This window comes from Trichocoleus sp. FACHB-6 (genome assembly GCF_014695815.1).
GTDB classification, from domain to species: Bacteria; Cyanobacteriota; Cyanobacteriia; order Cyanobacteriales; family FACHB-T130; genus Funiculus; species Funiculus sociatus.
This window is the reverse complement of sequence record NZ_JACJOY010000065.1, coordinates 1-11,568: the sequence shown is the minus strand read 5'-3', so window position 1 is coordinate 11,568 and position 11,568 is coordinate 1. Positions and strand designations below refer to the sequence as shown.

General features: G+C 45.3%; 11 protein-coding genes and 1 pseudogene. 6 read left to right on the top strand and 6 right to left on the bottom strand.

What is annotated here, in order from left to right:
- Positions 1-26: 26 nt before the first annotated feature.
- A complete protein-coding gene (locus H6F66_RS12220) occupies positions 27-1,382 on the bottom strand; it encodes a D-alanyl-D-alanine carboxypeptidase (protein ID WP_190421540.1) in 1,356 nt (451 codons plus the stop codon).
- A gap of 246 nt (positions 1,383-1,628) precedes the next feature.
- Between H6F66_RS12220 and plsX the strand changes: the two genes are divergently transcribed.
- The 6 genes from plsX to H6F66_RS12190 all read left to right on the top strand — a co-directional run bounded on the left by plsX (position 1,629) and on the right by H6F66_RS12190 (position 7,068).
- On the top strand, positions 1,629-2,672 hold the full coding sequence (gene plsX / locus H6F66_RS12215; RefSeq protein ID WP_190421538.1) for a phosphate acyltransferase PlsX: 1,044 nt from the start codon (positions 1,629-1,631) through the stop codon (positions 2,670-2,672).
- A 115-nt stretch (positions 2,673-2,787) separates the two neighbouring features.
- Positions 2,788-3,786 (top strand): beta-ketoacyl-ACP synthase III, encoded by a 999-nt coding sequence (locus H6F66_RS12210; protein ID WP_190421536.1) that lies wholly within the window; start codon positions 2,788-2,790, stop codon positions 3,784-3,786.
- 117 nt (positions 3,787-3,903) lie between these two features.
- The gene (gene fabD, locus H6F66_RS12205; protein ID WP_190421534.1) at positions 3,904-4,791 is read left to right on the top strand and encodes an ACP S-malonyltransferase; all 888 of its coding nucleotides are present in this window, start codon (positions 3,904-3,906) and stop codon (positions 4,789-4,791) included.
- A gap of 156 nt (positions 4,792-4,947) precedes the next feature.
- Positions 4,948-5,586 carry a lysophospholipid acyltransferase family protein gene (locus H6F66_RS12200; protein WP_190421532.1) on the top strand — a complete coding sequence of 213 codons (639 nt, stop codon included), beginning with the start codon at positions 4,948-4,950 and terminating at the stop codon, positions 5,584-5,586.
- 4 nt (positions 5,587-5,590) lie between these two features.
- On the top strand, positions 5,591-6,640 hold the full coding sequence (locus H6F66_RS12195) for an AI-2E family transporter (protein WP_190421530.1): 1,050 nt from the start codon (positions 5,591-5,593) through the stop codon (positions 6,638-6,640).
- 110 nt (positions 6,641-6,750) lie between these two features.
- The gene (locus H6F66_RS12190; RefSeq protein WP_190421528.1) at positions 6,751-7,068 is read left to right on the top strand and encodes a DUF2288 domain-containing protein; all 318 of its coding nucleotides are present in this window, start codon (positions 6,751-6,753) and stop codon (positions 7,066-7,068) included.
- A 31-nt stretch (positions 7,069-7,099) separates the two neighbouring features.
- Here H6F66_RS12190 and H6F66_RS12185 read toward each other — a convergent pair whose 3' ends face one another.
- From H6F66_RS12185 to H6F66_RS12165, 5 genes and pseudogenes are all read right to left on the bottom strand, one after another.
- Positions 7,100-8,359 carry a Zn-dependent hydrolase gene (locus H6F66_RS12185; protein WP_190421526.1) on the bottom strand — a complete coding sequence of 420 codons (1,260 nt, stop codon included), beginning with the start codon at positions 8,357-8,359 and terminating at the stop codon, positions 7,100-7,102.
- A gap of 277 nt (positions 8,360-8,636) precedes the next feature.
- The gene (locus H6F66_RS12180) at positions 8,637-9,251 is read right to left on the bottom strand and encodes a nucleotidyltransferase family protein (RefSeq protein ID WP_199295195.1); all 615 of its coding nucleotides are present in this window, start codon (positions 9,249-9,251) and stop codon (positions 8,637-8,639) included.
- Between the two features lie 18 nt (positions 9,252-9,269).
- Positions 9,270-10,286: an XdhC/CoxI family protein gene (locus tag H6F66_RS12175; RefSeq protein WP_190421524.1), complete on the bottom strand. Its 1,017-nt coding sequence runs from the start codon at positions 10,284-10,286 to the stop codon at positions 9,270-9,272.
- A 158-nt stretch (positions 10,287-10,444) separates the two neighbouring features.
- Positions 10,445-11,371 (bottom strand): molybdopterin cofactor-binding domain-containing protein, encoded by a 927-nt coding sequence (locus H6F66_RS12170; protein ID WP_347269373.1) that lies wholly within the window; start codon positions 11,369-11,371, stop codon positions 10,445-10,447.
- 105 nt (positions 11,372-11,476) lie between these two features.
- Positions 11,477-11,568 (bottom strand): annotated as a pseudogene (locus H6F66_RS12165) (IS5/IS1182 family transposase); the annotation flags it as partial.

Below are 11,568 nucleotides of genomic sequence, written 5' to 3'. Positions count from 1 at the left end.
AGAGCAGACAATTAGCCATTAGCGAATCAAAATTGCACCTGGACACCAGAGATAATTTCGTTACGGGTAGGTTCTCCGAGGTGCTTGGGGGCATCAGAGGTGCCGGGGCTGGGGGCGAGGGCAACGGGTAAGGTGGGTGCCATTCCCCACTGCTTGACAAGCTTTTGCACGATGATGTCTTGTTGGGTGCGGAAGTTATCGACGTTGCCGCCTTTGTTGATGATGGCAAACCATACGGGGCCGCGATCGCGTGTTGGAACTACTCCAGCTAAGGCACTAACTTCTCGCAGGGTGCCAGTTTTGATAATTGTGCCTGGTGGAAGTTTGCGATATGCCATCGTTCCCCGGCGATCGCGTCCCGCTACGGGGAATAAGTCGGCAACGGTTAAACTGTGGGGCTGTAGATAGCGCTCCATTGCCATCAGCATCCCACAAACAGCACGGGGAGAGATGCGATTTTCAACTCCCAGCCCGGAACCGTTTATAAGTTGAATTTCCTGCTGGGGAACCCCCGCAGATTTAGCTCCCAACTGGGCTACAACTGATGCGCCACCGAGGGAATTGGAAAGCATCTCTGCCATCTCGTTGTTGCTGTAGATGTTCATCTCCTTGAGGATGTGAGCCAGAGACATGGAGTGGTGGCGTAACAATAAGATTTGTTTCGGGAATCCGCCAAAATCTATCTGACTAACGGGGCTTGGGAGAGTTAGCACTTTCACACCACCAGCGATCGCTATTTGGGGCTTTGGCGTTCCTGGCGGCATTAAGTTGTAGAGGTATTGGGCATCTCTGGGCCAAGAGCGGGGGTTAAATGCTGCTTTTAGCATTTGACCAGCCAAGACGGGGTTAGATTGGTAATTCATGTAGAAATTACCCACAATCACCAAATTGCCGTTAACTTGGCGGATACCACGCTTATTTAAAGCATTACCAACAGCGATCGCTTCCTCCCAAACAAAGAACGGATCGCCACTACCCGTAATCACCAAATCTCCCTGCAAGACCCCATTTTTAATCGGTCCCGTGGCACCAATCAAAGTTTCAAACTGATGAGCTGGTCCCCAAGTTTCTAAAGCAGCTACAGAAGTAGCAATCTTAGTCAACGAAGCCGCAGGGATGGGAATAGTCCCTTGGTGATTTGCCAACGTCACCGCCCCAGACTGAAGCCACACCCCCTGAGAAGCTGTAACAGCTCCTTTAGCTGACAAGCCCTTCAAGTATTGCCGCATAGCGATTTCAGCTGCGGGATCGGTTGCGCTGCTCAGGGCAAACAAAGGAACGCCCCGCCACGCCATTAGTTGGGCAGTATCGACTCCAGTTGTTTTCAACCCAGCCATATTCAGCCACAAAGTAACCAATCCAGAGCCAAATAATTCCAGCATTACTCACTTTCCTTTCTTAGTACAAAGAGCCTGCAAGAGCGTGCAAGCTAGAAATTAGACGAACGACCCAAGCGACTTCCGCCTGAATTTACCAATTTTTGGGGATTGGGAACTGGGAAAAGTTTACCCCACACCTGCCCTCTGGCCCCTAGTTTCTCTTATTTTTGCTTTTTACCTTTCCATGATTGCCTTCTTCATCGGTCATCGGTACTGGTAGAATTTTTAAGGTTTCTATCATTTTGATCAATGGGATCGACTCGCGCACGGATCGCAATTGACGCTATGGGTGGCGACCACGCCCCCGCCGAAATCGTTGCAGGGGCGCTTAGAGCACAGGAAGAATTGGGCGTAGAGGTTTTGCTGGTGGGCGATCCTCATCAGATTGAAGCCACTCTCAAGCAACACACCAGTTCTCATCTTCCTCAAATTGTGCCTTCAGAAGGCACAATTGAAATGCACGAGGAGCCTCTAAGCGGGTTAAAACGCAAGCCCAAGGCTTCGATTAACGTGGCTATGGATTTGGTAAAACAAAAGCAGGCGGATGCAGTGGTTTCAGCAGGACACTCAGGAGCCGCTATGGCATCCGCACTGCTGCGACTGGGACGACTGCGAGGCATCGACCGTCCGGCAATTGGTGCAGTTTTGCCGACAATGGTAGCAAGTAAGTCGGTGCTAATTCTTGATGTGGGCGCAAATGTCGATTGTCGTCCTAAGTTCTTAGAACAGTTCGCACTGATGGGGTCAATTTATAGCCAATATGTGCTGGGTGTTGATGAACCCAAGGTAGGACTGCTTAACATTGGGGAAGAAGAATGTAAAGGTAACGAATTGGCAATTCGCACTCACCAAAAGCTGCAAGAAAATTCGCAAATTTCCTTTATCGGCAATGCTGAAGGTCGAGATGTCCTCACGGGACGCTTTGATGTAATTGTTTGTGATGGCTTTGTAGGCAATGTTTTGTTGAAATTTGCCGAAGCGGTTGGTGAGGCGGTGTTGCATATCCTCAAGGAGGAGTTGCCTCAAGGACTGCACGGACAGATAGGCACGGCTTTGCTAAAACCGAATCTGAAGCGCATTAAGCAGCGTGTAGACCATGCAGAACACGGAGGTTGCCTATTGCTGGGAGTAGCAGGAATTTGCGTTATCAGCCACGGTAGCTCCCAAGCTCCCTCGATTTTTAATGCAGTTCGCTTGGCGAAAGAAGCTATTGATAATCAGGTACTGGAGCGAATTCAGTCTCAAGGTCGGATTAGTCAGCAATCAGCAGTTAGCGGTCAGGAAGAAGAGTGAAGTCTGTTAATGGCTAATTGGGGAACAGCTAAGGTCAGGATTGCTGATTGCTAATTGTTCATTAGCCATTAGCCATAGCCATTAGCCATTAGCAAACAACGATTGATGGAGTGTAATGATACAGCAATTAGGTGTCGGTGTCGCCATTACAGGGAGCGGTTCCGCGATACCGACAGTTTCCCTGGATAATCACCAACTGTGTGAGTTGGTGGAAACGAACGATGAGTGGATAACGTCGCGCACTGGCATACGTGAGCGGCGGATAGCGGCTACTGAATCGGTAAGCGATCTCGCTACGGTTGCGGCTCAAAATGCGATCGCTATGGCGGGAATTTCTCCAACTGACCTGGATTTGATTATTCTGGCAACCTCAACTGCTGACGATTTGTTTGGCAGTGCCTCATCAATTCAGTTTCGGTTAGGGGCAACAAAAGCGGTAGCCTTTGATTTAACAGCCGCTTGCTCTGGGTTTGTCTTTGCTTTGGCGACGGCATCGCAATTTATCCGCACTGGCGTATATCAAAATGTCTTAGTGATTGGGGCTGATATTCTCTCGCGCTGGGTAGATTGGTCAGACCGGAAAACCTGCGTATTATTTGGGGATGGTGCGGGTGCTGTCGTGATGCAGGCTTCGACTAGCGATCGCCTCCTGGGTTTTGAACTCAAGAGTGATGGCACTCAACACCAGTCTCTGAACCTAGCCTACAAACCACAGCCTAAAGAACTTGTTGCCGATGTCACCGTCCAAGAAGGCTCCTACCAACCCATCACGATGAATGGCAAAGAAATTTACCGCTTTGCCGTCCAAAAAGTACCGGAAGTGCTAGAGAAAGCCCTGTTTAGAGCAAACATGAGCGTTGACCAAATTGACTGGCTGATCTTGCATCAAGCCAATCAACGCATTCTTGATGCTGTCGCCCAACGCCTGAATATTCCTGCTGATAAAGTCATCAGCAATCTTGCCAACTACGGCAATACTTCTGCTGCAAGCATCCCCTTAGCGCTGGATGAAGCAGTAAGAGAAGGAAAGATTAAACAGGGTGATGTAATTGCTACTTCTGGTTTTGGGGCTGGGCTAACTTGGGGCGCGGCGATTTTCCAATGGGGAAGATAATTCGATTTTGGATGCTCTTGATTTTGGATTGGGAATGTTATGAATTTTTAATTAATAACTTCTAACTCCTCGCCTCCTAACTTTTTTCAATTAACAACTGACAACTGACAACTGACAATGACAAAAACCGCATGGGTATTTCCGGGACAGGGTTCGCAAGCAATTGGAATGGGAACGGATTTATTAGACTTGCCAGATGCTAAGGCTAAATTTGAGCAAGCAGAGCAAATTTTAGGCTGGTCTGTTCCGGAAATTTGTCAAAGCCAGGAAGATAAGGTATCGCGTACTTTCTACACTCAACCTTGTTTGTACGTGGTAGAAAGTATTTTGGCGGATATGATGCGCTCTTCGGGACACCAACCCGACCTGGTTGCTGGTCACAGTTTGGGAGAATACGTTGCTCTCTACGTTGCTGGTGTGTTTGACTTTGAAGCTGGTTTAAACTTGGTCAAGCGCCGCGCTGAATTGATGGATAATGCCTTTGAAGGGATGATGGCTGCCTTGATTGGGTTTGACCGCACCAAGCTGGAACAACTAATTCAGGAAACTCCCGACGTTGTAATGGCTAATGACAACAGTTCTGCTCAAGTTGTCATTTCTGGAACAGTAGAAGCAACAGAGGCACTGCTATCTCAAGTAAAAGCTAAGCGTATTGTCCGCTTGAATGTTTCTGGCGCTTTTCACTCCCCGTTGATGGCTCAAGCTGCTGCTGAGTTCCAGCAAGTTTTGGAGTCTGTACCATTTAACTCGGCCCAAGTGCCTGTGCTGTCGAATGTGGAACCCATTCCTGCTGTAGAGGCGGATGTTTTGAAGGATCGCCTGATTCGCCAAATGACAGGATCGGTGCGGTGGCGAGAAATTTCCCTACAATTGCCATTAGAAGGGATTTCGCGGGTAGTGGAAATTGGCCCCGGCAAAGTTTTGACTGGTCTGATTAAACGCACCTGTCCCGATGTCATTTTGCAGAATGTGGGGAACGTTGCCGAATTACCAACAGCAAAATAAACTTACTTCCAGTCTAAGACTGGGAACGACTCTCAAAGAGGCTCTGCCTCCTGTGATGCAACAACTAATTGTGTGTTAGCGAAGCTTTGCTAATACAGAAGGCATTCCAATGCAGTGCCTTGGAACGAGAAAAAATCCTTATCACACCTACCCTCTATGGGCAAAGATCGCGAACCTGTTTCGAGTTTAGTTCTGTATCATGTCTTCAAATGGTCGGTGGTAAGTCCTGTGCTGCACGGATACCTCCGGGGGCGCATCTATGGGTCGGAACAGGTGCCTGCTACGGGGCCATTGGTGGTTGTGAGCAATCATGCCAGTGACTTTGACCCGCCGATTTTGTCTTGTTGTGTGCGGCGACCTGTGGCGTATATGGCAAAGGAGGAACTGTTTAAGGTTCCGGTTTTGAAGCAGGCAATTCAGTTATACGGTGCTTATCCGGTGAAGCGTGGTTCGGCAGACCGGAGTGCGATTCGTTCGGCGCTGTCTCTGCTGGAGGAAGGATGGGCTGTTGGTCTATTTTTGCAAGGGACGCGGACACTAGATGCCCGGATTACAGATCCTAAACTTGGGGCGACACTGATTGCGGCTAAGGCGAAAGCCCCGCTACTTCCGGTTAGTTTGTGGGGTACGGAGGCGATTTTTAGGAAAGGTTCGCCTGTACCGCGTCCGGTGCCTGTGACGGTGCGGATTGGTCAGGTAATTGATGCTCCCAGTTCGACTGATAGGGAGGAATTGCAGGAAGTAACTCAAAAATGTGCGGCGGCGATTCATGCCCTGCACGACTTAGGACGCTGAAAAGATGAGCGAACCATTAGGCAAAAATTTGTGGGAACGACTTAACAATTCGGCTTTGGTGAGATTTCTGCTATTGTTTGCCTGTGGCTGGGCTGCGGTAGAGATTTTAGAATATTTTGAGACGGTTATTGTAATTTTTACGTTTGCAGCAATTGTAGCTTTTTTGTTGAGTTATCCCGTGCGATCGCTACATCGTTTTGTGCCTCACGGTGTAGCTGTGACTGTAGTTTTTATTTTCGGCATGACTTTAATCGTTGGTCTGACGGTTACTGTGGGGATATCAGTTGTATCACAAGGGCAACAATTAATTGAAAGTTTGACTACGTTTTTCAATTCTATGTTGCCGCTGCTAGAACGACTAGAAAACTACCTTCGACAACGAAATATACAAGTAAACTTAAATCTTATCGAAGAGCAGTTTAGAGAGCAGTTACTCGCCGGACTTGGAATAGGGCTTGGCTACAGTCTGGCGACAATTCAAATATTTTTTGCAAACTTTCTGAACTTGATATTAATTGCGGTTGTTTCTTTTTTCATGCTTTTAGATGGGGACAGACTTTGGAATTTACTAATTAAATTTGTTCCCAATCACCTACAAAACAGAGTTACAGTTGTAATAAAACGGAAGTTTTTAGGTTTTTTCAGAGGGCAATTATTGTTAAGTTTGTTTCTGACTACTTCTAGTTTTATTGTATTTTTAGTTTTAAACGTACCTTTTGCATTGCTTTTAGCAATAATTACGGGATTATTTGACTTGATTCCTGGGATTGGAGCAACTTTAGGAGTGGGGATAGTTTTTATTATTTTGCTATCTCAAAATGTTTGGTTGGCAATTCAAGTAGTAGCAGCGTGTATTGTACTTCAGCAGCTACAAGATAATTTGATCTCCCCTCGGATTATGCAAAATTCGCTCAATATTAATCCAGTAGTGGTATTTTTTGCCCTGTTAGTAGGTGCAAAAGTAGCAGGATTATTGGGTATTTTTATTTCGATTCCTATTACTGGGGTAATAGTAAGCTTGTTTGAGATTGACGAAATGAAAGCCGAAGTATAGATAAAGTACCAGCGGATTTTAAATTTTTATCTATTTGGTAAAATACCTTTAAAGTAGGGTTGATGCTATTAGCTACAGCCTATTAAACTAAAATAAAAGAGGATAAAAAAATGTCGGATTTAAGAGCAGAATTAGCAGAATTGCTGGATGAGGCCGAGTGGAATTGGCTGATGCCTCATGCTGAACGCGATGCTGTGGTTGTTGTGGATAAAGGTTTGGATTTGCTGGATGTGGGGGTAGCGATCGCGTCTGATGATGTTTCCTCAGTGCAGCATTGGATTGTCGAACAGCTAATTTACAAGCCTTCCCCAGAAGAGAAGCAAGATTGGAACGTTAACCACAAGAAGCGATTCAACGCGCTGATCGTGTCGCCTTACGTTTTGGTGCAAGAATACATCCCTGAAACTCCCCTAAGTCCCCAAGAATAAAAGCTCCTCATCATAGTTTTTTGAGTTACCTCTAGCTTGGAAAGCGCGATCGCGCTGTGTAAATTTGGTCTAGATGTAACAAAGTTTGTAACAGCACATTTGCACCTTGAGTACATTGTTCTGGCGAGGTATATTCATTTTCTGCGTGACTGATACCTGCTTTGCTGGGGACAAAAATCATGCCCATATCCGTGAAATGTCCTATTTCTTGTGCATCGTGACTGGCACGGCTAGGCATTGTACAGTGGGTAAGTTTCAATGATAAGCAAGCTTGAACAATTGCCTGTTGAATCTGTGGTGTTGCGAGAGTTGGTATAGTTTGTAAAAACGGGGCGATCGCTATCTCAGTTTGCGTTGCACTAGCGATCGCTTTCAATCTTTCTTCCAACTCCTCTGCTATTCCCTCAACATGAGTTTGAGATAAGTCGCGGATATCTACCGTCATCTCAACTCGTCCCGGTACAATATTGGCAGCATTGGGAAAGACATTCAAGGCTCCCACTGTTGCCACTTGTTGACCGGGCGTATTCTTAGCTAGATCATTTACAGCTAAAATTACTTGAGCGCCTGCTACTAAAGCATCCTGTCGCTGGTGCATGGGCGTAGTTCCAGCGTGATTTGGGCAACCTGTGATGGTAATTTTATACCGATGCTGGCTAACAATGCCCTCGACAACACCAATTTCCCTACCCAAACTCTCCAGCACTCCTCCCTGTTCGACGTGTAATTCGACGTAGGCAGCGATATCAGAGCGAGTGCGTTTTGCTGTGGCAATTTTATCCCAATTTCCACCAATGAGTTGTAAACAAGTTTGAATTGAGGCGCGATCGCGGCGACTGTAATATTCTGGGTCTTTTACAACACTACCCGACATCGCCTTAGCACCTATCATTGTGCCTTCTTCGTCCGCAAATACAATTACTTCCACCGGATGAGTTAGTGCGATACGGTTTTCGTGCAATACTCGCACAGCTTCAATTCCCGCCAACACCCCCAAAACGCCGTCGTAGCGTCCGCCAGAGGGTACTGTATCAATGTGGGAACCTGTGGCTAATGCTGGTGCTGGCTGCTGACCGGGATAAGTGCCAATAATGTTACCAGCGGCATCTATGCGAACTGTCATACCTGCCTTAATCATCCAGCCTTGCACCAGCTGACGCGCTTGTAAATCTTCCTGAGAGTAAGCAAGACGGCGCACACCGCTGTTAGGGAGTTTGCCAATTTCTGCGAGGTTGGCGATGCTGCGGTTGAGGCGATCGCTATTCACCGCCAGTGGGGAAATAACTGTCATATACAAACTCCCTTATCCGATTTTCTCGTATTCTGGCTCAGTCTGGAAAAGAAGTTTTGGAGGCTCTGCCTCCGATTGTTGATAATAGCGCTAAATGTAAGTTAGAAATTAACATTTTTCAGCCGCCTTTATAAGAGGCAGCGCTTCTATATTTTTTTTCCAACTCAGACTAAAAACAACTGTAATTTTTCATTAACACATTTTTATATGGCAATTTGATTTAATTGGTGAATATTCACGAACCGCTGAGGCGCTGAGTAAGAGAAAGCAGAGAATTTTAGAGATAATTTAGAACGGCTATAGTTGGTAGTTTGATAAATTCAGATTGATAACTTTCCGGCGTATTTAAATCCATCAAAACATCACTTGTGTCAAATTCCACTTGCTGAATATTAGGATGAAAATCTTGAACTACTTGCCGCAAACCAAAACTTTCTTCGCGCAAATTTTCTAATTTAGGCAGAACTTCGGGCGAGAAAAATAAAGGATGACCCATTTTACCTTGATAAGTTGGTGCAGTAATAGGTGCATCAGAAGATTCGCTTGCTTGTAGTAATTTTTGATAAATCCACGCAGATCGAGGTTGGTCTACTGCTGAAATAACTAAAGTATGAAAGTGTCTAGGTAGATGCTTTAAACCTATTAATATAGAACTGGTTTTCCCATCACTGGGCTGGTTATTAATAACGGCTATACTTCCCGGTAAGCAATCTGCACGTCGCTCCCAATTGTGAGGGCCAAGAACTACTATAGGTGTAATACCTGCAAGCAGAAATTCTTCCACTTGATAAGATAACAAATTTTTGCGATCGCGCCACATTAAAGAAGTTTTGCAAGAGTTCATCCGGGTAGACGCGCCTGCTGCCAAAACTATAGCAAAGTTGTTAATCACCAGTTATCAATTACCAATTTAGAAACACTTTTGAATTAAAGGAGAGTTTTCTGCTGAAGCAGCTCCCATTATCTCAGACAAAGATAACCCACTTCCGCCCCGACGAACTTTGATTAATTCCGCACAAATGCTAACAGCTATTTCCTCTGGAGTTAAAGCGCCAATATCCAAACCAATAGGAGCGTAAACTTTGTGTAGCAATTTCAGCGAAATTCCTTCATTTTGCAACAATTGATAAACAGTTTTAACACGCCTTTCACTCCCAATCATTCCAATATATTTTACCTGTCGCTGCAATAGAATTCGCAGTGCTGCCAAATCCTGTGCATATCCTCTTGTAACTAGCGCTGCATACAATTGCGAAGTCTGAGGTAAATTTAATATTGCCTCGCCTATAGGCTGAGCCACAATCGCTGTTGCTTGGGGGAATCTTTCCACACAGGCAAATTCCGCTCTATCGTCCTGAACAACGATTTGAAAACCTACTAAATGTGCAATTTTCGCCAGCGCCAAAGCAACGTGACCAGCGCCAATAATTAATAGAGTTGGTGGATAAAGTAAAGGCTCAATGAAGACAGTTTCACTAAGTTCTAACTCTGACGCTGTTACTGAATATGGGTGAATTAGATAAGGAAATTTGGCAACATCAAAAGGTGTGACCAGCGCTCCAGAATTGCCGGATTTCAGCACATTCATAATCTTATTTACCAGTGTAATACTAGCTGTTCCTGACCAACGTTCTAGCCACACCTGCATTATTCCACCACAAACTCCTTGAGTTTCCCGATGCGGTGCGCCAGATAAATCAATTGCTACCAATTGTTTTTCCCCCGTTTCTAGCACCTTTAAGGCTTGTTTTATGACTTTAGCTTCCCCTGCGCCGCCGCCAATTGTTCCAATAATTTGTCCGTTGGGGAAAACAATCATTTTTGCTCCCACTTCTCTTGGAACAGAACCTTTGATGCTGGTTACTGTGGCAATAGCTACTGGGCTTTCTTGCAAAGATTGCGCTAATTGATGGTAAAAATAAAGCATACCTTTCGGATGTTTAAAAGGTTGTAGAGTGGGATGAGATTTACTTTAAAATATTTGTTGAGTTTCACTATTTTTCAATCAAACAACTCACGATTGCTTTAACCGATGTAAGGTGAGTTACAAGGGACACCAAACCCTAACCTACAAATTAATACAAATTACTGATTTAATGCTTTCCAGACTCGTTCTGGTGTCATGGGAAGTTGATTTAATCTGATGCCTGTGGCATGGGCGACAGCATTAGCGATCGCAGGTGCAGTACAATTGGTTCCAATCTCTCCGATGCCTTTTGCTCCAAACGGGCCGTGGGGGTCAGCTTTCTCGATTAAAATGATTTCCATCGGCGGTACATCTTTGGCAGAAGGGATGCGATAAGTACGCATCCAAGAATTAAGAATTCGCCCTTGTTCGATGATTATAAGTTCTTCCGCAAGAGCATATCCTAATCCCATCACAATTCCGCCAGTGGCTTGTCCGTGACAAATTCTAGGATTAATTGCTTTGCCAATATCAAGGGCTTGAACGCATCGTAAAACTTTGATTTTCCCTGTCTCAATATCAACTTCTACTTCCACACCCAGAACTGCAAAACTTAGAGAAGATTCATCTGCTGAATGTTCTACCTCTACTGATAGAAATACCTGGTGTTCTTGAGCGGCTGCTGCTAGTTGTTGTAAGACAGTTTTATCTGTTAAAATGGTTTGTTCGGGTTGATTAGGCAAAAGTTGGGCTGCTAATTCCAAAAGACGCGATCGCATTATTTGCGCGGCTTTATTCACAGCTTGTCCTGATATATAAACAGTAGCCGAAGCATAAGAGCCAGAATCATAAGGAGTGCGGTGGGTATCACCCGCAATAAGGTCAATATCAGCAACTTCTACCCCAAGGATATCAGCCGCAATTTGTCGCAAAGTAGTATCTGAACCAGTACCAACATCAACTGCACCAGTTCTTAGTTCATACTTCCCGGAAGCTGTTAGCGATAACTTGACTCCAGCACTATGAATTTTCGCCAAACCGCTTCCTTGCATTGAAGCGGCAAATCCAAAACCTCGCCGCAAATGTCCATCTAATACGGGTTGCACTCCCGGAACATAACCAAGGGCTGAGGTAGCTTTTTCAAAACATTCTTGTAAGCCATAACTGCCAATTAAGTGAAAATGGTCTTTAGAGGATGTCTGAGAAGTGTACTAAGCTAAGCGTCGTAACATCAAACGAATGTTTGCGATATAGATAAAAGCTTCCGACGTCTGCGGCAAAATTTCATAATCCTTAGAGAGTC